Annotated in this window: 20 protein-coding genes and 1 tRNA gene; 11 read left to right on the top strand and 10 right to left on the bottom strand. The window is 72.0% G+C overall.

All coding sequences use genetic code 11. From position 1 onward, the window contains the following. Positions 1 to 213: 213 nt before the first annotated feature. Positions 214 to 408 carry a helix-turn-helix domain-containing protein gene (locus tag AB0O28_RS31750; RefSeq protein WP_363646246.1) on the top strand — a complete coding sequence of 65 codons (195 nt, stop codon included), beginning with the start codon at positions 214 to 216 and terminating at the stop codon, positions 406 to 408. A gap of 14 nt (positions 409 to 422) precedes the next feature. Beyond that, positions 423 to 1,793 (top strand): site-specific integrase, encoded by a 1,371-nt coding sequence (locus tag AB0O28_RS31745; RefSeq protein WP_363646245.1) that lies wholly within the window; start codon positions 423 to 425, stop codon positions 1,791 to 1,793. 128 nt (positions 1,794 to 1,921) lie between these two features. On the opposite strand, the gene AB0O28_RS31740 is transcribed toward AB0O28_RS31745, so the two are convergent. Next, positions 1,922 to 1,996: transfer RNA gene (locus AB0O28_RS31740), tRNA-Arg, on the bottom strand. 149 nt (positions 1,997 to 2,145) lie between these two features. On the opposite strand from AB0O28_RS31740, the gene AB0O28_RS31735 reads away from it, so the two are divergent. After that, positions 2,146 to 2,514, top strand: a complete 369-nt coding sequence (locus tag AB0O28_RS31735; RefSeq protein WP_363646302.1) for a response regulator — start codon at positions 2,146 to 2,148, stop codon at positions 2,512 to 2,514. A gap of 73 nt (positions 2,515 to 2,587) precedes the next feature. Further along, positions 2,588 to 3,208, top strand: coding sequence for a LysE family translocator (locus AB0O28_RS31730; RefSeq protein WP_363646244.1), 621 nt, complete (start codon positions 2,588 to 2,590; stop codon positions 3,206 to 3,208). On the opposite strand, the gene AB0O28_RS31725 is transcribed toward AB0O28_RS31730, so the two are convergent. After that, positions 3,209 to 3,916 carry an alpha/beta hydrolase gene (locus AB0O28_RS31725; RefSeq protein ID WP_363646243.1) on the bottom strand — a complete coding sequence of 236 codons (708 nt, stop codon included), beginning with the start codon at positions 3,914 to 3,916 and terminating at the stop codon, positions 3,209 to 3,211. It lies immediately after the preceding gene. An 81-nt stretch (positions 3,917 to 3,997) separates the two neighbouring features. Between AB0O28_RS31725 and AB0O28_RS31720 the strand changes: the two genes are divergently transcribed. Continuing rightward, positions 3,998 to 4,591 (top strand): TetR/AcrR family transcriptional regulator, encoded by a 594-nt coding sequence (locus AB0O28_RS31720; protein ID WP_363646242.1) that lies wholly within the window; start codon positions 3,998 to 4,000, stop codon positions 4,589 to 4,591. Between the two features lie 313 nt (positions 4,592 to 4,904). Beyond that, complete coding sequence (locus AB0O28_RS31715; protein WP_363646241.1) at positions 4,905 to 5,483, top strand: DUF5666 domain-containing protein; 579 nt, start codon at positions 4,905 to 4,907, stop codon at positions 5,481 to 5,483. Between the two features lie 64 nt (positions 5,484 to 5,547). Here AB0O28_RS31715 and AB0O28_RS31710 read toward each other — a convergent pair whose 3' ends face one another. From AB0O28_RS31710 to AB0O28_RS31695, 4 genes are all read right to left on the bottom strand, one after another. Continuing rightward, entirely contained in the window at positions 5,548 to 6,936 is a 1,389-nt protein-coding gene (locus AB0O28_RS31710; RefSeq protein ID WP_363646240.1) for a glycoside hydrolase family 16 protein, read from the bottom strand. Positions 6,937 to 7,258: 322 nt separating this feature from the next. Next, a complete protein-coding gene (locus AB0O28_RS31705) occupies positions 7,259 to 8,635 on the bottom strand; it encodes a DHA2 family efflux MFS transporter permease subunit (RefSeq protein ID WP_363646239.1) in 1,377 nt (458 codons plus the stop codon). Then, on the bottom strand, positions 8,632 to 9,162 hold the full coding sequence (locus tag AB0O28_RS31700; RefSeq protein ID WP_363646238.1) for a PadR family transcriptional regulator: 531 nt from the start codon (positions 9,160 to 9,162) through the stop codon (positions 8,632 to 8,634). Before AB0O28_RS31700 ends, AB0O28_RS31705 begins: the two co-directional genes overlap by 4 nt. 51 nt (positions 9,163 to 9,213) lie before the next feature. Next, positions 9,214 to 9,720 (bottom strand): anthrone oxygenase family protein, encoded by a 507-nt coding sequence (locus AB0O28_RS31695; protein WP_363646237.1) that lies wholly within the window; start codon positions 9,718 to 9,720, stop codon positions 9,214 to 9,216. Between the two features lie 82 nt (positions 9,721 to 9,802). On the opposite strand from AB0O28_RS31695, the gene AB0O28_RS31690 reads away from it, so the two are divergent. The 3 genes from AB0O28_RS31690 to AB0O28_RS31680 all read left to right on the top strand — a co-directional run bounded on the left by AB0O28_RS31690 (position 9,803) and on the right by AB0O28_RS31680 (position 13,532). Continuing rightward, complete coding sequence (locus tag AB0O28_RS31690) at positions 9,803 to 10,747, top strand: AraC family transcriptional regulator (protein WP_363646236.1); 945 nt, start codon at positions 9,803 to 9,805, stop codon at positions 10,745 to 10,747. Between the two features lie 339 nt (positions 10,748 to 11,086). Then, entirely contained in the window at positions 11,087 to 12,478 is a 1,392-nt protein-coding gene (locus AB0O28_RS31685; protein WP_363646235.1) for a GH1 family beta-glucosidase, read from the top strand. Between the two features lie 58 nt (positions 12,479 to 12,536). Continuing rightward, the gene (locus AB0O28_RS31680) at positions 12,537 to 13,532 is read left to right on the top strand and encodes a LacI family DNA-binding transcriptional regulator (RefSeq protein WP_363646234.1); all 996 of its coding nucleotides are present in this window, start codon (positions 12,537 to 12,539) and stop codon (positions 13,530 to 13,532) included. Positions 13,533 to 13,545: 13 nt separating this feature from the next. On the opposite strand, the gene AB0O28_RS31675 is transcribed toward AB0O28_RS31680, so the two are convergent. Then, complete coding sequence (locus AB0O28_RS31675; RefSeq protein ID WP_363646233.1) at positions 13,546 to 13,884, bottom strand: rhodanese-like domain-containing protein; 339 nt, start codon at positions 13,882 to 13,884, stop codon at positions 13,546 to 13,548. Positions 13,885 to 13,980: 96 nt separating this feature from the next. Here AB0O28_RS31675 and AB0O28_RS31670 point away from each other — a divergent pair, with 96 nt between their 5' ends. Continuing rightward, entirely contained in the window at positions 13,981 to 14,559 is a 579-nt protein-coding gene (locus AB0O28_RS31670; protein WP_363646232.1) for a helix-turn-helix domain-containing protein, read from the top strand. A gap of 19 nt (positions 14,560 to 14,578) precedes the next feature. On the opposite strand, the gene AB0O28_RS31665 is transcribed toward AB0O28_RS31670, so the two are convergent. Genes AB0O28_RS31665 through AB0O28_RS31655 form a run of 3 tightly spaced genes read right to left on the bottom strand, consistent with a single transcriptional unit; the run spans position 14,579 to position 19,082 of the window. Further along, positions 14,579 to 15,670 (bottom strand): alkene reductase, encoded by a 1,092-nt coding sequence (locus tag AB0O28_RS31665; protein WP_363646231.1) that lies wholly within the window; start codon positions 15,668 to 15,670, stop codon positions 14,579 to 14,581. A gap of 18 nt (positions 15,671 to 15,688) precedes the next feature. Then, positions 15,689 to 17,818, bottom strand: a complete 2,130-nt coding sequence (locus AB0O28_RS31660) for a tetratricopeptide repeat protein (RefSeq protein WP_363646230.1) — start codon at positions 17,816 to 17,818, stop codon at positions 15,689 to 15,691. A 10-nt stretch (positions 17,819 to 17,828) separates the two neighbouring features. Further along, positions 17,829 to 19,082: a hypothetical protein gene (locus AB0O28_RS31655; RefSeq protein ID WP_363646229.1), complete on the bottom strand. Its 1,254-nt coding sequence runs from the start codon at positions 19,080 to 19,082 to the stop codon at positions 17,829 to 17,831. Positions 19,083 to 19,738: 656 nt separating this feature from the next. On the opposite strand from AB0O28_RS31655, the gene AB0O28_RS31650 reads away from it, so the two are divergent. Next, positions 19,739 to 22,060, top strand: a complete 2,322-nt coding sequence (locus AB0O28_RS31650) for a BTAD domain-containing putative transcriptional regulator (RefSeq protein WP_363646228.1) — start codon at positions 19,739 to 19,741, stop codon at positions 22,058 to 22,060. Positions 22,061 to 22,352: the final 292 nt, after the last annotated feature.

The raw sequence follows: 22,352 nt of genomic DNA, 5'->3' as shown, positions 1-22,352 counted from the left end.
CTCCGCAACCAGTGCGGAGATGACCCCCCGTCTGCGGAGATGACACCGGCCCAGCCTCCCCATCTCCGCAACCATCCGACCAGCTCAAAGCCGGTCCTGCGGAGATGCGGAGATGCGGAGATGTTTCAGCCCCCCCGCAGCAGAGACGCACCCGGAGCACATTCCGGCCCACCCATAACGACGCCATCAGATACGAGAAAGGTAGTCACGACCATGACGACGCGAGCGAAGAGCATGCTCACCATCGCCGAGGTCCTGGACGAGATCGACGTACCGAAGTCCACCTTCTACCGCTGGCTCAACACGGGACGCGGCCCGAAGTCGCTCAAGCTGCCCAACGGGAAGCGCAAGATCCGGCGCCGCGACCTCGACGCCTGGCTCGCCACCTTCGAGAACACCATCGGCTAGGAGCGAAGGCATACATGCTGACTCATGACGTCGTGATCTGGAGCATCCGCAACCGCAAGGGCCGTGCCAAGCCGTACCAGCTCCGATGGAAGGTCGGGACAGAGCCGAAGTCGAAAGCCTTCCTGACCAAGGCGCTCGCCGACAACTTCCGCGCCGACCTCCTCAAGGCCGCAAAGAACGGCGAGCTCTTCGACACGGAGACCGGCCTGCCGGCCTCCATGCTCCCCACGGCGGCCGAGGAGCCGCCCATGAGCTGGTACGACTTCGCCATCAAGTACACCGCGATGCGCTGGCCCGGCGCTGCCGCGAAGACCCGGGAGAGCATCGTGGACAGCTTGGCCGTGGCCACGTTCGCGATGCTCGACGGCGAAGCACTTGGCCTGCCCCGGAAGGAGATCCGCGTTGCCATGCAATGGGCGCTGATCCCACGGGAGGACGGCGAGGCCGCACCCGCCGACCTGGCGCCGACCCTGCGGATTCTGCAGAAGTCCACGCTCCCGCTCGCCGACATGGCCGATCCGATCGTCGCGCGCCGCGTGAGTGATGCCCTCGGCCTTACTCTCGACCGGAGGCCCGCCGCGGCCGACACCACGGCTCGTCGACGCCGAGGGCTGAACACGGCGCTCGAGTACGGCGTGGATCTCGGTGAACTCAAGGACAACCCGCTCAAGCGGATCAAGCAGAAGAAGGTCGCCAAGGAAGACGTCGTCGACCGGCGGGCCGTCGTCAACCCCGAGCAAGCGCGGGAACTGCTCACCGCCGTGTCCTACGTGGGGAGCTGGCACCGCGCCCGGGGCCGTCGCCTCGTGGCCTTCTACGCCACGCTGTACTTCGCGGGCGTCCGGCCGGCCGAAGCCGTAGGACTGCGGCGAGACGACTGCCACCTGCCCGAGGAAGGGTGGGGGCTGCTGACGCTGGCCAAGACCCGTCCGAGCAGCGGAAAGCAGTGGACGGACACGGGCACCGTCCATGACCTGCGCGGCCTGAAGCAGCGGGACCCGCGTGCCGTCCGGGAAGTCCCCATCCCGCCCGAACTGGTGGCCATCCTCCGCGCTCACCTGGAGGAGTTCGGCACGGCCCCCGATGGGCGCCTGTTCCGCAACGAGCGCGGTGGCGTTCTCGGTGCTTCCACCTACTCCCGGGCCTGGGAGGAGGCGCGCCACTTCGCCTTCACCCCTCAACAGGTGGCCTCTCCACTGGCCGGCCGCCCGTACGACCTGCGGCACGCCGCCCTGTCCACATGGCTCAACGCCGGAGTGGACGCGACCGAGGTGGCGGCCCGCGCCGGCAACAGCGTGGAGGTCCTCCTGAAGCGCTACGCCAAGTGCCTCGACGGCCGCCAGGAGCAGAACAACCTCCGCATCGAGGCCGCATTGACCCAGTGAGATTCGGTCCACAACTGGTCCACAACCAGCGAGCGCCAATGAGAACGGGCGGGACTCCGTGAGACTGGAGGCCCGCCCGATGATCTGTCGTTCGCCCTGGTCAGCGGCTTGATCCGCTGGTCAAGGTTTGGTGCCCCCTGCAGGATTCGAACCTGCGCACCCGGCTCCGGAGGCCGGTGCTCTATCCCCTGAGCTAAGGGGGCTCAACCGCTGATAAGGCTACCAGCACTTGAAGGCCGCTCGTGACATCATTTCGGCCGCCGGAGAGTGCGGGCATGTGGATCAGCGAAAACCGCGCGGCCACCCCGTCTCATTGGCTAGCTTTGCCGCCGTGGGCGAGCTTCTGGGACGCGTGCTGGTCGTGGATGACGACGAGGTCATCCGGCAGCTCATAGCGGTCAACCTGACCCTTGAGGGGTTCGAGGTCGAGACCGCGTACGACGGGCAGGACTGCTTGGACCGCGTCCATGACGTGGATCCCGATGTGATCACGCTCGACGTGATGATGCCGCGCCTGGACGGCTGGGAGACGGCGACCCGGCTGCGGGAGGACCCGAGCACCCGGCACATCAAGGTCATGCTCATCACCGCCCGAGCCCAGGAGGACGATCGCAGGCGGGGATACGACATCGGTGTCGACGCCTATCTCACCAAGCCGTTCGACCCGGCCGAGCTGATCCAGATCGTACGGGACCTCGCCAAGGGCCCCGAGCCGCTCTGAGCGCATTGGTCCACGGACGCGGGCACCGATTGGCCCGGGTACGCGGGCCGGGACGCTTCTAGCCTCGGCAAGCGTGATCGACGCATCGACGTTCCTGGTGTACGCGGCCGCCTCGGCGGCGGTGGTGGCCGTGCCGGGCCCCAACAATCTCTACATCGCCGCCCGGGGTGTGGCCCAGGGCCGCCGTGCAGGGGTCGCCTCGGCCCTCGGCGTGGAGACGGGCACGCTGCTCCACATCGCCGCGGCGGCGGCCGGCCTCTCCTATCTGCTCGCGCGGTCCGCGGAGCTGTTCACGGCGGTGAAGTGGGCCGGCGTCGCCTACCTCGCCTATCTCGGCGTCCGCGCCCTCACCGGCCGGGGCTCCGACGGTGACGAGCCGAGGCCACAGCCGCTGCGCCGGGTCTACCTCGAAGGCGTCGTGGTCAACGTGCTGAACCCCAAGACCGTGCTGTTCTTCCTGGCGTTCCTGCCGCAGTTCGTGGATCCCTTCGGCGACGTACCCGGGCAGGTCCTCCTTCTCGGGCTGGTCCTCGCCGTCATCGGGCTGGCCTCGGACCTCGCGTACGCGCTCACCGCCGGGTCGCTCGGCCGCCGCCTGCGCGCGAGCACGCTCAGGTACGCGTCGGGGATCGTCTACCTGGCGCTCGCCCTCGTCGCCGCGCTGAGCGGGACCGGGCGTGCGGCGCGGGGCTGATCAGCCCGGGCAGGGTGCGACGGTCCGGGCGGCGTCGTCGATGAAGCGGGCGAGCCAGGCGGGGTCGGCGAGCACGGTCAGATGACCCCGGCCCGGCAGATGCGTGAGGTTGCCGTCGGCGCAGGCCCGCAGGAACGCCTGCTCGTCGGCGCGCAAGTGATCGCGGGTGCCGTTCACCAGCCAGACCCGCCCGGGGTAGGCCGCCAGCGAGGCCAGGGGGTCCTCCGCCGTGACCGCCGCGACGACGGACGCCACGACCTCGCTGCTCAGGCCGCCCTCGATCATGGCTTCCCCGGCGGCGCCGGGCAGCATGCGGCGCAGCACGAAGCGGCTCACCCGGTCGGCCAGGGCGGGATCGCGGGCGGCCAGTCGCCCGGCGAGCCGGTAGGCGCGCGCCCAGGGCACATCCGGCCGCGCCGTGCAGCCCATCGCGACCAGGCCGGCGACGAGGTCCGGGTGCCGCGCGGCGGTGGCGATGCCCACGTAGCCGCCCAGGGACAGCCCCACGACCAGCGCCCGGCCGCCCAGGTCCTCGATCGCCTCCGCGACGACGCCGCAGGCCGCCTCCGTGTCGTACGGCAGGCCGCGGCGGCGTCCGTGACCGGGCAGGTCGGGCGCGGCGGACGGAGCCCTCAGCAGCGCCCGGACCGGGGACCACATCGTGCCGCTCACGCGGGTGCCGTGGACGAAGACCACCGGCATACTCATGACGCACCTCCTCCAACACAACGCGACGTTGCGTTGTGTTTCTTAGTAAAACACAACGGTGCGTTGCAGTAGGCTCCCGGCATGGCCCCACGCAAGAAGGACGACATCCTGAACGCCGCGCTTCGCCTGCTGGCGGAGAAGGGCTACGAGGGCCTGACCATCGAGGGTGTGGCCGAGCGGTCGGGGGTCAACAAGACGACGATCTACCGGTGGTGGCCGTCGAAGGCCGCCCTGCTCGGCACGGCGCTGGTCGAGGCGCGGGCGCTCGACTTCGACGTGCCCGACACCGGCAGCCTGCGCGGCGACCTCCACGCACTGGTGGGCGGCCTGGCCCGGCTGCTCACCACTCCCCCGGCGGCGGACATCGCCGTCGCTGCGCTCGGCGCCGCCGCCAACAACCCCGAACTCGCGGAGGCGGCCAGGGACTTCTTCGCCGACCGGTTCACCCGCGAGCTCCCGATCTTCGAGCGGGCCCGGGAACGCGGCGAGATCGCCGATCCCGGCGACCCGATGCTGATCATGGATTTGCTCGCCGGTGCGGTCTGGCTGCGGGTGGTATTCCGGCAATTGCCTCTCGACGATGGCTTTACCGAGCGGGCGGTGAACGCCGTACTCGATGGGGTAGGGCGGCCAGAGGATCCGGAGGCAGGCCGACCGGCACGCACCGGCGGCTGACCGGGCGGATCCGCCGGACGGCCCGGCCAGGAGCGCACCGGCCAGGAGCGCACGGGCAGTGACCCTTGGGCGGGCCCGCCGCGACGGGTTCGCGGGCACGCGCGCTCCACGCGCGGCCGCGTACACCCGGCGCGCACCTTCCCGCGGACGTCTCATGACCTGCCACGGTCGCGTCCGCGCACGTCATTCGCGCAAATCCCAGCCGCGCCGGCCACGTCAGGCCGCACCGTGTCATACCGCAGCGCGCAAGAGCGCCGTGTCATGTCGCACCGTGTCATGTCGTGCCCCAGCGCCGAGTGGAGGGAGCACACCGATGACCATGTCCAGCAAGCCGCCGAAACCGCACGGCAAGCGGCCCCGGCTCCTCCTCGGAGTCGCCGCGGCGCTCGCCCTCGCGACCGGCGCCGGCCTCGCCGCGGCCGGCGCTCCCGGCCAGGACCAGCCGCGGTACGCCCAGGCGGGACAGCTCCAGCCCGGCCCCGCGCAGTTCGGCATGACCGAGCTCGCTCTGCTCCAGCTCGGGCAGGCTCAGCGGCCCGGCACGGCCGGCGACTACCAGACCTTCACCAGCCAGACCGGGGCGGTGGACTCGGTGCAGAGCGGCACCCTCACGGTGGACGGCCGCAGCTACACGGTCGACGAGTCGACCAGGATCGTCGCGGACTACAAGGGCCTGCAGGGGATCCAGCAGGGCGACCAGGTCTGGGTCGTGGGCACGACCGGGGACAACCCGAAGGCGATCATCGTCGCGGACGCCAGCCGGCCGGCGTTGCCGGGACACGGCGGAGGCGGCGCGCCCCCGGCGCAGACCCCGCAGACTCCGCAGACTCCGTCCGCGCCCGCCACACCCAGCGAAGGGGTCTCACCCGCGACCGTGCCGCCCACCGGGTGACGGCGGCCGCGATGCATGGGCGGGGACCGCCGCGGTCCCCGCCCATGCGGTCACGCCCCTGCGATCACGAGGTGGCGAACGTGAACCAGTTGAGGTTGACGAAGTCGGCCGGCTGGCCGCTGCTGAAGGTGATGTAGACGGTGTGGGTGCCGGTCGTCGGCGTGATGTTGGCCGGCACCGTCGTCCAGTTCTGCCAGCCGCCGGTGTTGCCGACGGCGAAGTCGCCGATCGGAGTCGCCGTCGGGCTGTCGAGCCTGACCTGGACGAGGCCGCTCACGCCGGCCGCCGCGCCGGAGGCGACCCTGGCTTTGAACTGCCGCGCCGCCGTCGAGCCGAAGTTGACGCCGTCGTAGCGCAGCCAGTCGCCGTTGGCGATGAAGCCGACGTCCTGCCCGCCGCCGGCGTCCTGGGTCGTCTCCGTCTGCGTGCCGCTCTGCGCCTGGTAGTTCTCCGCCTGGATGGTGGAGCGGGCGTCCACGCCTCCCGGCTGTTGTGGGCTCGGCGACGGGCTGCTGGCCGCGCCGCTCTGCCATACGGCCACGTAGTCGACCACCATCGGGCGCCCGGATACCGTCGCCGAACCAGGCGTGGAGGTGCCGGCGACGCCGTTGGGGAAGCCGCCCCCGATGGCGACGTTGAGCAGGAGGAAGTATCCGGCGTGGGAGGTCATGTTCGACCACGTCGTGGCGTCGAGCTGACCCTGGCTGACGCTGTGGAACTGCTGGCCGTCCACGTACCACCGGAGCTGGTTGGGGCTCACGCTGCGGTCCCATTCGAACCGGTAGGTATGGAAGGCCGACTGGCAGGTGGAGCCGGGGCAGGCCCGGCTGTTGCTCAGGCCGTTGGTCTCGTTGCACGGCCCGTTGGGGTTCACGCCGCAGTGCAGCGTCCCCCAGACCGTGTTGAGCCCGTTCACGTTCTCCATGAAGTCGAGCTCGCCGATCGAGGGCCAGTTCTGGTAGTTGCCCCGGTAGGGCGCGCCGAGCGCCCAGAAGGCCGGCCAGTAGCCGAGGGCGGCGCTGCCGGTGACGTTCGGCATCTGGATGCGGCCCTCGATGCGGAGGATGCGGCCGTCGGCCGGCTTGAAGTCGGCGCGGCGGGTCTCGATCCGCGCGGACGTCCAGTTCTGCCCGCTGCCGATCGGCGTGATGCGCAGGTTGCCGCTGCCGTCCAGGCTCAGGTTGGACGTGCTGGACGTGTAGTTCTGAATCTCGCCGGTGCCCCAGTTGCCCGGGCCTCCGGGGTAGGCGTGGCCGGTGTCGATGATCCAGTTGGTGGACGAGGGAAGCGTTCCGGCCGTGCCGTTGAAGTCGTCCGACCAGACGAGCGACCAGCCGGAGGGCGTCGAGGGGACCGACGCGCCGGCGGGCCGTACGGCGAGGGCCATGACCGCGGCGGCCGCGGCGAGCAGCGCCAGCATCGAGCGCCGCCATGGGGAGTGGAGCACACGCATGAGTACCTCTCTCCTCGGTCCGGTCGTCGCGGCGGGGGGATCGGGGGGTGCGGGCGGCTCCTCACGGCGCGCGGACATGGACGTCTGGGAGGCCGGACGGCGGTGTCCGGAGAGGGCCGTGAGGGCCCGCGCACCGCGACCGCGGACCACTTGAGCGACACTGTCCCCTTTGAATCTCACTCGCGTCAAGAGGGTCTGTGAAATCTGAGAGAGCGTTCTCAGGGGAAGAAAGCCGGTGGAACACGAGCTGCGAGAGCGCTCTCCAACGCATTCTTGGAGCTGGGAGGATTGGGCGCCATGACCGGCCTGACTCGCGGCCCGGTCACGGTGCGGTCGTCCGGCGGAGCCCGGTCGCGGCCAGGGCGCCGAGCAGCGCCACCGCGGACAGGAGCACGACGGTCTCCCGGAAGCCCGTGAGAGGGGAACCCGTCGCCGCGCCGCGGGCGGTGAAGAACGTGACGAGCAGCGCGATCCCGAACGATCCGGCGAGCCGCTGCGCCACGCTGAACAACGTGTTGCCGTCAGGGACGCGCTCCGGCGCCAGGCCGCCCAGCAGCGAGACCACCAGCGGCTGACTGGTGAACCCGATGGCCAGGCCGCGCCCGCACAGCACGAGCGTCGCGAGCCACACGGGCGTGTCCGGCGTGAACAGCGCCATGAGGCCCGTCATCACCGCCAGGAGCACCATCCCGAGCACGACCGCGGACCGCACCGAGTAATGTTCGGCCACCTTGCCGCCCAGCCAGGTGGACAGCCCCATCGCCAGGCCCTGTGGCAGGAGCGCGAGCCCGGTGACGAGGCTGGTGTGGTGCTGGATCGTCTGGAGATAGAGCGGCGCGAGGAACAGCACGGCGAACAGCACGACGCTCGACACCGCGCACACGGCGAGCGTCAGCGCCCGCGCCGGGTCCCGCACCAGGTCGAGCGCGAGGGCGGCCTGCGGCCGGCGGCGGGCCCACAGGACATAGGCCGCCAGAAGCGCCAGACCGGCCGGCCACCACGGGGTGGCCCAACCGCCGGCCGCCGCCCGTTCGACTCCGTAGGTCGCCAGACCCAGCCCGGCCGCCAGCAGGATCAGCCCCGGCAGGTCCGGCCGTACGGCACGATCGCCCCTGACGCCCAGACCGGCCCGATACGCCGCGAACGCGCCGGGCAGGGCGAGCAGCCCGATCGGCAGGTTGATCAGGAAGATCGAGCGCCAGCCGTACGCGCCGATCAGCAGGCCGCCCAGGGAGACGCCGAGCGCGGGCGCCGCGAAGAACGCGAGGCCCGCGGCGAGCGGCACCCTGCCGCCCGAGCCCGCCGCGGCTCCGCCCTGCCCGATGAGCAGGCCGATCGCCAGCGGGACGAGCGGCGCGCCGCCGAGGCCCTGCAGCACTCTGCAGCAGATCAGCGCGCCGGCGTCCGGGCTCAGCGCGCACGCGGCGGACGCGAGCGTGAACAGGGCCAGGCCGGCGATGTACGTCGGCACCAGCCCGAACCTCCTGGCGAGGAAGGACGTGACGGACAGGCCGACCGCCAGCGCGAGCAGGTAGCCGCTCACGGCCCACTGCACGACGTCCAGCGGGCGGTCCAGTTCGCGTACGAGGCCGGGCACCGCGAGGTTGACCACCGACGAGTCGACCATCGACAGGATCGGGCCCGCGACGAGCCCGGCGGACATGAGCCGGGTGGGCGTGGCCGCCTCGGCGCCCGTCATGTCGGGTCCTGCGGCGCGGACTCGGCGAGCGCCGCCTCCAGTTCGTCCAGCCAGGCCAGTTCGAGCCGGTGGCGCTCGAGGTTGAAGCGCAGGACGCGCAGGCCCCACGGCTCGTGTCCCGCGGCCGCGGCCAGTTCCTCCTGCGCCGCCAGGGAGTGCTCGACGCACTCCCGCCGCGCCTCGATGATCCTGCGCCGGTCGGACGCGGGCAGCAGGTCGAACAGGCCCACCCTGACCTGGAACTCCTCGTCCTTCGCGAGGAGCATCGGGTCGGCCGTGCGCAGCAGCGCCAGCAGACGCGCACGGCCCTTGTCCGTGATCCGGTAGACGGTCCTCGGCGGACGCCCCGGGGCGACCTCCTCCGCCACCTTCTCGATCTCGCCGCGCTGCTCGAAGCGGCGCAGCGCGGGATAGAGCGTGTTGTTGTTGAGCAGCCCTCCCGTGGCGCGCTCGATGTACTTCTTCACCTCGTAGCCGTGCTTCGGCGCGTTCAGCAGTCCTCGGAGGATCACTATGTCGGAGTACACGGGGTTAACTTAACCTAGGTTAGACTAACCGTAAAGAGAGGGAGCGCCGGGTCAGGCGCCCCGGCCCCAGCGGTAGACGCCGTAACCGGTCAGCAGCAGGCTCACCGCGCCGGACACGGCCCGCCACGTGTTCCAGGTCGTCCAGCGGGCCGAGTAGTCCGACCAGATCCGGGCGGCGGCCTCGGCCGGGCCGCCGTGGGCCGCGGCGGCCGCCAGGGCGTCGTTCATCGGCACGTTCACCGCGGCCGTGATCAGGATCACGCCGACCGCGTACACCCCGGCCGCCGCGAAGAACGGCCAGGCCGCGCCGGAGCGAGGGGTGGTCAGCAGCAGGGCGCCCGCACCGGCGGCGGCGACCGGGGCGAGGACGAACGCCGCCAGGAACACCGGGTTCTGGATTCTGGCGTTGACCGCGTTCATCGCGTCGACGGCCGAGGGGGCCGACGCGGCGTTCAGTCCCGGCATGACGCCGGCCGAGAACCCGAAGAAGGTGCCCGCCATCCCGGCGGTCATGAGCATGGACAGGGCCGCCGCGACGACGGCCAGGAGATACGTCATGGCGATCAGTCAAGCGGCGGGCGGCTCGGGGCGACATCGTCGAGAAGCTCGACCGCATATCCGGCCGTCTACGATTCCGGGCATGGACGCGCTGGCCGATCTCCTCGACGGGCCCCGCGCCCGGGGGGCCTTCCTCCTGCGGGCGACGCTGAGCCCGCCTTGGTCCGTGCGTATCCAGGACGAGGCGCCGCTGTGCCTGGTCGCCATGGTGCGCGACCATGCGTGGATCACCCCGGACGGGGACCGCGCCGTACGGGTGGGGCCCGGCGACGTGGCGATCGTGCGCGGGCCCGGGCACTACACGGTCGCCGACGACCCGGCGACCGCGCCGCAGGTGGTCATCCATCCCGGGCAGGTCTGCACCGCACCGGACGGGCGCGGCATGTCGGCGGAGATGGACCTGGGCACCCGCAACTGGGGCAACGACCCGGACGGTCCGGCCGTGATGCTCATCGGCACCTACCAGATGCGCAACGCGGTCACCCGGCGACTGCTGGCGGCGCTGCCCACGCTGCTGGTGCTGCCCGGCGACTCCTGGGACGGATCCCTGGTCGCGCTCCTCGGCCGGGAGATCTCCAAGGACGAGCCGGGCCAGGAGGTCGTGCTCGACCGCCTGCTGGACCTGCTGCTCATCGCCGTGCTGCGGACCTGGTTCTCCCGCCCGGAAGGGCAGGCCCCGGGCTGGTATCGGGCGAACGGCGACCCGGTGGTGGGGCCGGCGCTGCGACTGCTGCACGCCGACCCGGCCCGTCCCTGGACCGTCGCCGAACTGGCGGGGAGGGTGGGGGTCTCCCGCGCCGCGCTGGCACAGCGGTTCGGGAAGCTCGTCGGCGAGCCGCCGATGGCCTACCTGACCGGACTGCGGCTGGCGCAGGCGGCCGACCTGCTGCGTGAGACCGACGCGACCCTCGAGTCGGTGGCCAGGCAGGTGGGGTACGGCACCGCGTTCGCGCTGAGCACGGCCTTCAAGCGGGAACACGGCGTGAGTCCGCAGCGGTACCGCGAGGGTCTGAGACGCGCCGGGTAGACCCACGTGACGGATACTGTGAGAGCGCTCTCTCAGGGATGCCGGCTCAACGCGTCCGGACGCGATCTCGTTCGCGAGGGGACGGTGCCTCCACGTCGCATCGACGGCAACAGGAGTGATATCACCAGCGGATACCACCCTCCGAGATGACAGGTGTCGTTGCCGATCCAGCCCTTGACGCCCCTCCGGCCGACTCCCCCTGGCCTGAGAGCGCTCTCTTCTTGCATGCTTGTGCGGAAGCCTCACGGGCACGGCGCCGGCGCCCCTGCCACTCGTGCTCATCTTCGTCCTGCCGGGCGAACGGATCATCGGAGGAACCATGCGAGGAGCTGTGAAGAGTTGACCGCGGAGACCATCACGACTCGGGAGGCCGGTTCGCCGGGCTTGGCCTTCCCTGACGGCTTCATCTGGGGTGCCGCAACGGCGGCCTACCAGATCGAGGGCGCCGCCGCCGAGGACGGCCGCGGCCCCTCCATCTGGGACACGTTCTCCAAGGTCCCGGGCAACGTCGCCGACGGCCACACGGGCGACGTCGCCTGCGACCACTACCACCGGTACGCCGAGGACGTCCGGCTCATGACCGAGCTGGGCCTGGCGGCCTACCGGTTCTCCGTGGCCTGGCCGCGGATCCTGCCGGCCGGGGCGGGGCGGGTCAACGCCGCCGGTCTCGACTTCTACGACCGCCTGGTGGACGAGCTGCTCGCCCACGGCATCGCGCCGTACGCGACGCTGTACCACTGGGACCTGCCGCAGGCGCTGGAGGACGCGGGCGGCTGGGCCGTACGGGACACCGCGGCGCGCTTCGCCGACTACGCGGCCGTCGTGCACGAGCGGCTCGGCGACCGCGTCCGCACCTGGACGACGCTGAACGAGCCGTGGGTGGCGTCCTTCCTCGGCTACTGCTCCGGCGTCCACGCCCCGGGCAGGCGCGCCCCGGCCGCCGCCTTTCGCGCGGCGCACCACCTGCTGCTCGGCCACGGGCTCGCGACGCAGGCCCTGCGGGCGGGCGGCGCCGCCGAGATCGCGCTCACCCTCAACCTCTCCCCCGTGATCCAGGTGGACGGCGGCGAGCGGGAGGCCACGCTCGTGGACGGGCTGATGAACCGGCAGTTCCTCGACCCCGCGCTGCGGGGCCGTTACCCGGAGGACATGCTGGACGTCGCCGCCCGTCACGGCGGCCTCGACCACATCCGGGACGGCGACCTGGCCGTCGTCCACCAGCCGATCGACCTGCTCGGCATCAACTACTACAACCCGTCCTTCGTGTCGGCCGCACCCGCGGAACCGGCCAACCCCGCCTTCCCCGGCACCGAGGGCATCCGGTTCGAACCGCCGACCGGCCCGACGACCGCGATGGACTGGCCCATCGAACCGGGCGGCCTGGAGACCCTGCTCGTACGGCTGTCGCGCGACTACCCCGAGGTCGGGTTGCTCGTCACCGAGAACGGCGCGGCCTTCGACGACCGGCCCGACGGCGATCGGGTGCACGACGACGACCGGATCGGCTACCTCGACGGCCACCTGCGGGCGGCGCACGCCGCGATCACCGCCGGTGCGGACCTGAGGGGTTATCTCGTATGGTCGCTCCTGGACAACTTCGAGTGGGCCTACGGGTACCACAAGAGGTTCGGCATCGTGTACGTCGACTTCGAGACCCGGCGACGCGTTCCCAAGGACAGCGCGCTGTGGTATCGAGACGTCATCGCACGTAATGGGCTGGGGAGTGCCTGACGAATGCCGCCCGTCGCGAGCAGGGCTTGATTCGTCAGGCACGACGAAGGGGGAATGAATGAAACGACCCACTCTGGAGGCGGTGGCGGCGCGGGCAGGGGTCTCCCGCGCGACCGTCTCCCGGGTCGTCAACGGGCAGATGACGGTGACACCGCAGATCAGGGATGCCGTGATGCGCGCCGTGGACGAGCTGGGATACGTCCCCAACTCGGCGGCGCGCAGCCTCGTCACGCAGCGGACCGACTCGATCGCGCTGGTCGTGTCCGAGCCGCCGACCAGGGTCTTCTCCGAGGACCCGATGTTCTCCACCGTCATCCGCTCGGCCAGTCTGGAACTGGAGGCCGCCGACAAGCAGGTCGTGCTCATGCTCGGCGGCTCCCCCGAGAGCCACGCGAGGATCGAGCGTTACATCGCCAGCGGCCACGTCGACGGGGTCATGCTGATCTCGATGCACGGCGCCGACCCGCTGCCCGCCGCCATCGCGCGGATGGGCGTCCCCGCGGTCTCGTACGGCAGGCCGGCCGTGCCGGTGGCCCTGCCGTACGTGGACAACGACAACGTGGGCGGCGCGGTGAAGGCGGTGCGCCACCTGCTGGACAGCGGGCGGCGGCGCATCGCGACGATCGCCGGGCCGCAGGACATGATCGGCGGCCAGGACCGGCTCACGGGCTATCGCGACGCGCTGCGCGAGTCCGACCGGCGGTCGATCGTGGCCGTCGGGGATTTCACCCGGGAGTCCGGCGCCGTCGCCATGCGCCACCTGCTGCAGGACGACCCGGACCTGGACGCCGTCTTCGTCGCCAACGACCTCATGGCCATCGGGGCGCTGCAGACCCTGCGCCAGGCGGGCCGCCGGGTGCCGGACGACGTGGCGGTCGTCGGGTTCGACGACATCGAGGCGGCCCGCTACACCGAGCCGCCGCTGACCACGATCAGGCACCCGATCACCGAGCAGGCCGCCGCGATGGTCCGGTTGCTGCTGGGCCTCTTCAAGGGCGGCCCGGCCGACCCGGTGATCCTCACGACCGAGCTCGTCGTCCGCGACTCCGCCTGAGCGATCGCGGCGGTCAGGACGCCGTGGTCAGCGACTCGACCGGCAGCCCGGCCTCGACCCAGTCCTGGATGCCCTCCCGGTACTTGCGCACGTCGGTGTATCCGAGCGCGGTCAGCCGGTTGGCCACGGCCTGGCTGTTGGCGCAGGCCGGGTTCGAGCAGTAGGTGACGATCGGGGCGGTCTTGTCCGGCAGCAGTTCCGCGGCCCGCTCGGCGACCTCGGACTCCGTCAGCGGGATCGCGCCCGGCAGGTGCTGCCGGGCGTAGTAGTCGCCGCCGAGCGCGTCGACGACGGTGACGGCGCCCGCGTCGATCGCGGCCTTGAGCTCGTCCCTGCTGATGAGAGCGGTCATTGCGTCCTCCAATTAACTGGACTACAGTCCGTTTTCGTGAACAACCCGGAAATTACCGGACCGCAGTCCGGTTCGTCAAGAGACCTCACGTCCCTGATGGCGGACCCGCCCCGCGAGCGCGCGGACGCGGCCCGCAACCGGCGACGGGTGCTGGAGGCGGCGGCGAAGCTGTTCCGCGAGCAGGGAGTCGAAGCGGTCTCGATGGACGCGGTGGCGGCCGAGGCCGGGGTCGGCAAGGGCACGCTGTTCCGCCGGTTCGGGGACAAGTCGGGACTCGTCGCGGCCCTGCTCGACGACAAGGAACGGGAACTGCAGGAGCGCATCCTGTCCGGGCCGCCGCCGCTGGGGCCCGGCGCCTCACCCGCCGATCGGGTGCGGGCGTTCGTGGCCTCCTACGCCGACTACCTCTTCGATCACCTGGACCTGCTGCGCGTCTCCGAGACCGCGAGCCCCGGAGCCCGGTATCGAATCGGGTCCTACCGCTTCTGGCACCGCCATCTGGCGATCCTGCTGGCCGAGGCGCGCCCCGGCGCGGACGCCGACTACCTCGCCCACGCGCTGCTGGCCCCGCTCGCCGCCGAGCACGTCACCGCCGTGCTGCGGGAGTGCGACGCCGCACGGGTCGCGGCGGGTCTGGCCGTCCTCGCGGACGCCCTGATGTCGAACCGGCCGTAACCCCCGGGGCGCTGCGCGTCTACCCCCTCCGCGCGGCGGGCAGCCGCGCGGCGGAGGAGACGGAATAGTCGGTGTAGCCCTGCTCGCCGCCGCCGTAGTAGGTCGCGGGGTCCGGGCGGTTCAGCGCAGCGCCGGAGCGCATCCGCTCCACCAGGTCCGGGTTGGCGAGGAAGGCCCGGCCGAAGGCGACGAGATCGGCGCCGTGGCGCAGCCAGCGCTCCCCCTCGGCCCTGCCGCCGTCGGCGGGGAACGCGCCTCCCGTGCTCGGCGCCACCACCAGGACACCGGGCCAGGCCCGGCGGATCCCCCCGGCGAGCGGTGTACCCGCCGCGACACCGGCGAGGTGCAGGTAGCCGAGACCGGCCGGGGCGAGGGCCGCGGCCAGGGCGGGGTAGATCTCCCCGGCGCCGTCCTCCGTCATGTCGTTGCAGGGGTTGCCCGGCGTGAGGCGCAGCCCCACCCGGTCGCCGCCGGCCGCCTCCGCCACGGCCTCGCACAGCTCGACGGGGAAGCGGACGCGGTCGCGGCCGTACGGGTCGCCGCGGCGGTTGGTGGCCGAGCAGAGGAACTGGTGGATGAGGTAGCCGTTGCCGCCGTGCAGTTCGACCCCGTCGAACCCGGCGTCGACGGCCCGCCGGGCGGCACGGGCGAAGTCGGCGATGGTCTCCCGCACCTCGCCGGTGGTCAGCTCACGGGGCACGGGGAGGTCGCGACGGCCGTCGAGGGTGAAGATCCGTCCCGCGGCCCGCACCGGCGACGGCGCGACCGGCCGGAGCCCGTTGACGCTCGGATGGCCGATCCGGCCCACGTGCATCAACTGGGCGAAGATCCGCCCGCCCGCCGCGTGCACCGCGTCCGTGACCGCCCGCCACCCCTCGGCCTGCCGGTCGGTGTGCAGGCCGGGGGTGCCGGGGTATCCCTGGCCCGCCGGGCTCGGCTGGGCGCCCTCGGTGACGATCAGTCCCGCGGTCGCCCGCTGGGCGTAGTAGCGGGCCGTCTCCGGGCCCGGCACCCCCCGGCGGTCCGCACGACTGCGGGTCATCGGCGCCATCACCAGCCGGTTCGGCAGCAGTAGCCGCCCCAGCCGTACGGGCTCGAACAGATCGGGCATCGCGGCCTCCGCCTCCGCTCAGGCCGGCACGTCGGCGGACGCCTGGGCACGCAGCGCGGCCAGGCAGAGGTCCAGCCGCTCCCGGCTCTCCTCGTCGCCCGTCGCGGACACCACCAACTCGTAGTCCGCCGCGGCGTCGGCATAGCGGCCGGACTCCTGCCGGACGACCGCCCGGTTGAACCGGATGTCGGGCGTCCCGCTCAGGTCGACCGCCCGGTCCAGGTCGTGTGCGGCCGCGGTCAGGTCGCCGGCCGCGAACGCGATCTCTCCCCGCAGCGCCCACGCCTCGGCCAGCCGCTCGTCACGCTCGATCGCGGCCGACAGCGCCGCGCGGGCGCCGTCGCGGTCGTCCCGCTCGGCGAGCAGCCGGCCTTTCAGGCACAGCAGGTGCGCGTTCGCCGGGGCGAGCTCCAGCCCGGCCGTGACGTCCGCCCACGCGTCGTCGATCCGGCCCAGCTCGCACAGCAGCCCGGCCCGGTTGATGCGGGCGTCCAGGTGCGCCGGGTCCAGTTCGAGCGTGTAGCCGAAGTCGGACAGCGCCCCGTCCACGTCTCCGAGCTCGAGCCGGGTGTCGCCGAGGTTGTAGTACGCCTCGGGGAACGGCGGCGACAGGCGCAGCGCCTCCTCGTAGGAGGTGATCGCCTCCTCGTCGCGGCCGAGCCTGCGCAGGATGTTGCCCACGTTGAAGTGGTGCTCGGGGAAGTCGGGGTCGAGCTCGACGACGGTCATGTAGTCGCGGAGCGCCTCCTCCAGCCTGCCCATCTGGCCGAGCACCTGGGCACGGTTGTAGCGCAGCACCGCACGGTGCAGAGCGTGCTCTCCCGGGGCGAGCTCCCGGTCCAGCCGGGCCATGCCGTCCTCCAGCATGCGCAACGCCTCGTCGGCCCGTCTCTGACGCACCTCGACCAGGGCGAGGCCGTTGTGCCCGAAGACCGTGTGGAACGCGCGCTTCTTCGGGTCCTCCACCAGTGAGGCGATAGCGATCGACATGTTCATCCAGGCTCTCGCCCGCTGATAGTCCCGCCGCGGCTCGGGGTAGTGCCGGGCGTACAGCATCGCGGTGCTGTAGGCGAGTTCCATGTGGACCAGGGGGTCCGCGGTGACGGCACGGGCCTCGTCGTAGATGGCCAGGGCCTCGTCCGCCCGCCCGAGCGAGGCGAGCGTGGTGCTGGTCGCGTTCGTGAAGTGCCACCACAGCTCTTCCTGGACCGACCGGTCCACGATGGCCCTGCCGCGCAGTCCGAGATCCGCCGCCGCCTGGTAGAGGCCGATGCCCCGGCAGTGGTCCAGCGCCGTCCGCAGCGCGGTCAGGCCGGCGCCGGCCGGGTCGCTGCCGTGCTCGGCGTGGTAGGGGATCGCGCCCAGCGACAGGGAGAACTCGCCGCGGGCCGCCAGCGCCGCCGCCCGCTCGTCGTGCAGCCGCACCCGCTCCGCCTCGTCCAGCCGCTCGTACGCGCGGATCAGCCGGGGGTCGTCGCTGGTCCCGTCGCCGTCCACGTACGCCCGCACGTCCCGCGCCGGATCGGCCCCGGGATCCCCGTCCGGGCCCGGATCGGCGCTCGCCGGCGCGTCGGCGCGTACGGTGTGGCGTTCCAGCACGGCGGCCAGGGAGACGGCGATCTCACCCGGGGGGTCGGTGATCGGTTCGGTGCCGGTGCCGACCACGACCGTCAGCTCGCCGAGATCACCGCGGCGGAGCAGGACGGCGACGAACTCCTGGTCGGTCGGGTCCGCCTGGTGCACGTTCTCGAAGACGAGCGTGCGCGGCCCGCCGCCCGACTCCCGCAGGTGGTCGCGCAGCAGCTCGGCCAGCCCGTTGGCGATGTTCAGCGTGTGCAGCCGAGAGTAGAACCGGGTGCGCTCCCCCTTGCGAGCGGTCCACTCCAGCGACGTCCACATCGGGGGCACCAGGTGGGCGAGCTCGGGGGCGCTGGTCAGGATCTCGATGTTGTGGGCGGGCCCCGTCTCCGGCCGGCGCCGCAGCGCGTCCGGCACGAGCGACCGCATCAACGTGCCCGCGGCGGTGTACGGCCCGCGCAGCCGCCGGTGGGCGTCGAGCACGGCCAGGACCGGCGGGAGGTCGAGCCGGCTCAGGTACAGCTCGCGGTCGCGGCGCCGGGCGGCCCTGATCCAGTGGTGGGTGGCCATGGTGCTCCTTTCAGGCGATGACGTGGTCGAGCCGCCGTGCCCGATCGCGCCGGCGGTCGCGGACGGTCACCCAGGCGAGGACGACGAGCTGCCCGAGGATGAACCCGCAGAAGACGAGCGAGTCCAGCAGTTCGGGCCAGGAGGCCCCGTGGCCGGTGAACCGGCCGAGCACTCCGGCGAACATGCGGTAGACGATCGGGGCGATCGCGACGAGGAACGTCGTGAGGCTCACCGCGTAGCCGCCGACGATCAACCAGGAATACCAGCGGGCGACGCGCCGGTCCACGGGATGCCAGTCCGACTCGTCGAGCAGCCGGCCGCGGCGCCCGAGCAGCCGGTTCACCCGGTTGCGCAGCATGCGCATGGCCGTCCCGTGCAGGTCGACGCAGCCGAGCGCGGTGGAGACGAGGACGTACAGGTCCGTGCGCAGATACAGGGAGAACTGCCACAGGATCCGGAGCAGGACGGCGTAGGCGAACGCCAGGCAGAAGCGGCCCCCGAAGGACAGGCCTCCCCCGGGTTCGCGGGTGAGGTCGGCGGCGATCGTGAGAACGGCCATCACGACCACGTCCGCCAGCATTCCGGCCACGATCGGCAGGTATCTCTTCCGCCGGGGGACGGCGACCAGGCCGTCCAGCGACGTCTCCAGCACCACGAAGTAGAGCCTGCGGGAGATCCTCAGCCGTGAACGCAGGCCCAGCCGCCGACCGGCGAGCGCGTGGAAGCCCTCGTGCAGCAGCAACTGGGGGACCGCCGCGACGAACAGCGACGCCTGGATCAGGGTGTAGTAGTCGGTGAAGAAGACGTTGTGATAGCTGGGCGCCAGGTCGGGCCGCCGGGCCATCGCGACCAGCGCCCACGCGACGAGCAGGCCGTAGCAAATCCAGGCGGGGACGGAGAAGAGCGCGGCGCCCAGCCGCCGCCAGCGGACGAGGGCGTCCTCCGTGACCGGAGACGTGTCCGGTGCGCCTGGCTCGCGGACGAAGCCGAGCTCGTCGAGCGCGGCGATCAGGTCGTCGATGTCCAGGCTCTCCCGGTAGCGGGCCTCGTACCAGATCGCCGCCTCGCGCGGCGGCATCCCCTGCTCCAGCCTGCGCAGCACCTCGGCGCCATCGGGCGGGAAGATGCCGTAGGAGTCGGTGTCCGGCCTTCCCACCGTGATCTCGTCGCCTTCCGGCAGATAGACGAGCTGGTGCAACGGGAGCGGCCGATCCGGCGCGTACCGGATCGCGGGCCCGTCCTGCACGGCCTCTGCATCGGTCAACGGAGGTCCTCCTGCGGCCTCGGGGATGTACGCGGAACATGGGGGGGCACCCGGGGCCGGCACGGTGAGCGGCCAGGCCGGACGAGCGGTGGCCGGATGAACACGGGCCGGATGAACACGGGCCGGATCAGCGCGGGCCGCACGAGCGGGAGCTGGGTGAGCGCGGACCGGATGAGCGGAGCGCCGGGTGCGGACGTGCCGTACCCGGCGCACCGCCCGGGACCGAGCGCTAGTTCGCGTTCTTGTAGATGGAGCAGGCCGCGGCGGTCAGGCGGACCGGACCGGCCTTGCGGATCTTGATCTTCTTCATCTCGCACCTCCTCACGCTGTTCGGTTACGCCCACCATGACCGCCGGGACTGGACCGGCGTCGGCGCGGCGCTGAACCCGGACCGGACCGGATGCGGGAGCGTCCAGCCGCCCGCCAGTGGAGTGTCAGCGGGCGCCGCGAGGCGACAGCGGGCGGCTTGAGGGCGCCGGTCGACGCGGGGGGCGCTGGGGGCACCCAGACAGCGGGGACACCGGGGGCACGGTCGCGGGGAGGGCGATGAAAGAAACTGGCCGTTATTGGACACGTCACGATCTCGATCGGAAATGCGTCAAATCATATGATTCTCCAGATTTCCGGAATGGGGCGCGAAACTCCTCGGGAGGGAAATGTCCGAGATACGGTTTCATCTGCTGGGCCCGTTACGGATATGGCACGGAGAGACCGAAATAACACTGAGTTCGGACAGGCAAAGGGCCGTGCTGGCGCTCCTGCTGCTCAAGGCCGGGACGCCCGTCCGGCGTCAGGACATCATCGACGCCGTCTGGGGCGACGGCGCCCCCGACTCCGTCGTCAACCTGGTGCAGACCTACGTGGGACGGCTGCGCCGCCGTATCGATCCGGGCCACATCGCCCGCTCCCGCTCCTCCTGGCTCGCCGGGCTGGGCTCGGCCTATGCGATCCGGCTCGACCGATGCGACTCGGACCTCTTCCGCTTCCGCGCGCTGACGGCCGAGGCCAGGAGAGCCGGCACGCCCCGGGAGTCCCTGGGGCCGCTGCTGCGGGCGCTCCAGTTGTGGCAGGGGCCCTGCCTGTCCGATCTGGACCATCTGCTCAAGGGACATCCCTGGGTGCGCGCGATCGACCAGGAGCGCGTCAACGTCCTTCTGGAATGCGCGAAGACCGCCTTCGACCTCGGCCTGCCGGCCGAGGTCCTCCCCCAGCTGCGGGCCGTCGCCGCGACCGAGCCGCTGAACGAGGTCGTGCACTCCTGGCTCGTGCTCGCCCTCGCCGCGGCCGGCGCGCAGGCCGAGGCGCTGGCCGAGTACGACTCGATCCGCGCGAGGCTGGCCGACGAGCTCGGCATCGACCCCGGCCCGCAGCTGCGGGCGGCGCGCCTGCGGGTGCTGCGGCAGGACGCGACCCCCTCCTCCCCCTTCGGGCAGCCGTCCCCCGGGGCGACGCCCCGCCCGTCTCTGCTGCCTCCCGGAGTCACCGGCCTGATCGGCCGCGAGAGGCAGGCGGGCCGGATCAGGAGCACGCTGACCTGCCACGGGTCAGGACCCGCCCCCGTCGCGGTCATCAGCGGGCAGGGCGGCGTCGGCAAGACGGCCCTGGCCGTGCACGTGGCACACCAGCTGAGCGACGCCTTCCCGGACGGCCAGCTCTACGCCGATCTGTGCGGCACCGACGAGCGGCCGGCCGACCCCACACGGGTGCTCGCGCGGTTCCTCCGCGCGCTCGGCGTCCACGGGACGGCTCTTCCCGAGGACCCGGAGGAGAGCGTCGATCTGTACCGCAGCCATCTGGCGGGCCGCCGAATTCTCGTCGTGCTCGACGACGTCGACAGCTACGCGCAGGTGAAACCACTGTTGCCCGGTTCGTCCACCTGCGCGGTCCTCGTGACCAGCCGCTCCCGGCTGTCCGGCTGGCCCGGCGCCGTGTCGTTCGACCTCGGCACGCTCCGGCCGGAAGAGTCGCGAGGCGTGCTGACGGCGATGCTCGGGCGCGAGCGCCTCGACGCGGAACCGCAGAACACCGCCGAGATCGTCCGGCTGTGCGGTGGGCTGCCGCTGGCGCTCAGCGCCGCCGGGACGCGCCTCGCCGCCCGCCCGCACTGGACCCTCGCCCGCATCGCCCGGCGCCTGGCCGAGGCCGGACTGGACGAACTCGCCCTGGGAGACCTGGACGTCAGGCGGAGCGTCGCGGCCGGCTATCGCCGGGTGAGCGAGGCGGCGCAGCGGGCCTTCCGCCTGCTCGGGCTCCTGGAGCTCCCCTCGTTCGCGGCCTGGATCACCGCGATGATGCTGGAAACGTCTCTGGAGTCGGCCGAAGAGATCGTCGACGCCCTGGCCGACGCCCGGCTGCTGGAGGTCGCCCCGCCGGACGGCACGGGACAGCCCCGCTACCGGTTCCACCCGCTGGTCCGGCTCTTCGCCCGGGAGCAGGCCGCCGCGCACGAGAGCGACGCCGCCGGGCGCGTCATGATCACTCGTACGCTCGCCGCTCTGCTCGCCCTGGCTCAGGAGGCCGACGAGCACCTTCCGTCGCGCCGGTACGCCCCGGTGCGCGGCAGGGCGCCGCACTGGCCGCCCCCGGCCGAAATCCGTACGGCGGTGCTCGCCGATCCACTCGGCTGGTTCGAGACCGAGCGGGAGAGCCTGATCTCCGCTGTGCGGCAGGCCGACGCCCTCGGCCTGGTCGAGCTGGCCTGGGAGCTGGCCGCCACGCTTCCGAACGTCTCGGCCGTACGATCACGCTGGGCCGACGTGGAGCGGACGCACCGGGTCGCGCTGGCGGCCTGCCGCCGGGCCGGCGACCCCCTCGGCGAGGCCGTGATGCTGCGCGGGCTGGCCGAGGCGCACCACGGCAACGGCCGCCGCGACGAGTGCCTCGGCGCGCTGACGACCGCCCGCGTGGCGTTCGCCGATCTCGGCGCCCCTGCCGCCGAAGCCGAAATCCGCACCCGGCAGATGGAGCTCGCGCGGTAATTCGCCGTGATCCGCCGAAACGCGATTCACCGTGAAGTGCTGCGGATGGAGAACATGGCGGCACTGAAACGCCCGGACCGCCTTTTTCCCGGGGTTCACACGGACGAAATATCGGCGTGCCTCCAATGTAACGGCGCGAGGTCCCTTTTCCGCGCCGCCCGTCGCCTCCGGCATCCGGGCCTCCGCAGAAGGCCGCCCACCGTGGCCCGCTCAACCCGGCCCGCACGACATGGCCCGCCCACCGTGGCCCGCTCAACCCGGCCCGCTCGGCGGGCCGTTCAACGTGGCCCGC

This window comes from Microbispora sp. NPDC088329 (assembly GCF_040685655.1).
Taxonomy (GTDB): domain Bacteria; phylum Actinomycetota; class Actinomycetes; order Streptosporangiales; family Streptosporangiaceae; genus Microbispora.
The sequence above is the reverse complement of the archived record's forward strand: the minus strand, read 5'-3'. Positions and strand labels throughout refer to the sequence as shown.

Excerpts from the sequence above, each read along its gene's own strand:
- AB0O28_RS31680 (WP_363646234.1), top strand. The coding sequence starts at position 12,537 with ATGAAACGACCCACTCTGGAGGCGGTGGCGGCGCGGGCAGGGGTCTCC.
- AB0O28_RS31715 (WP_363646241.1), top strand. The coding sequence starts at position 4,905 with ATGACCATGTCCAGCAAGCCGCCGAAACCGCACGGCAAGCGGCCCCGG.
- AB0O28_RS31660 (WP_363646230.1), bottom strand. The coding sequence starts at position 17,818 with ATGGCCACCCACCACTGGATCAGGGCCGCCCGGCGCCGCGACCGCGAG.
- AB0O28_RS31725 (WP_363646243.1), bottom strand. The coding sequence starts at position 3,916 with ATGAGTATGCCGGTGGTCTTCGTCCACGGCACCCGCGTGAGCGGCACG.
- AB0O28_RS31720 (WP_363646242.1), top strand. The coding sequence starts at position 3,998 with ATGGCCCCACGCAAGAAGGACGACATCCTGAACGCCGCGCTTCGCCTG.
- AB0O28_RS31670 (WP_363646232.1), top strand. The coding sequence starts at position 13,981 with ATGGCGGACCCGCCCCGCGAGCGCGCGGACGCGGCCCGCAACCGGCGA.
- AB0O28_RS31665 (WP_363646231.1), bottom strand. The coding sequence starts at position 15,670 with ATGCCCGATCTGTTCGAGCCCGTACGGCTGGGGCGGCTACTGCTGCCG.
- AB0O28_RS31690 (WP_363646236.1), top strand. The coding sequence starts at position 9,803 with ATGGACGCGCTGGCCGATCTCCTCGACGGGCCCCGCGCCCGGGGGGCC.
- AB0O28_RS31745 (WP_363646245.1), top strand. The coding sequence starts at position 423 with ATGCTGACTCATGACGTCGTGATCTGGAGCATCCGCAACCGCAAGGGC.
- AB0O28_RS31750 (WP_363646246.1), top strand. The coding sequence starts at position 214 with ATGACGACGCGAGCGAAGAGCATGCTCACCATCGCCGAGGTCCTGGAC.
- AB0O28_RS31650 (WP_363646228.1), top strand. The coding sequence starts at position 19,739 with ATGTCCGAGATACGGTTTCATCTGCTGGGCCCGTTACGGATATGGCAC.
- AB0O28_RS31675 (WP_363646233.1), bottom strand. The coding sequence starts at position 13,884 with ATGACCGCTCTCATCAGCAGGGACGAGCTCAAGGCCGCGATCGACGCG.
- AB0O28_RS31705 (WP_363646239.1), bottom strand. The coding sequence starts at position 8,635 with ATGACGGGCGCCGAGGCGGCCACGCCCACCCGGCTCATGTCCGCCGGG.
- AB0O28_RS31695 (WP_363646237.1), bottom strand. The coding sequence starts at position 9,720 with ATGACGTATCTCCTGGCCGTCGTCGCGGCGGCCCTGTCCATGCTCATG.
- AB0O28_RS31710 (WP_363646240.1), bottom strand. The coding sequence starts at position 6,936 with ATGCGTGTGCTCCACTCCCCATGGCGGCGCTCGATGCTGGCGCTGCTC.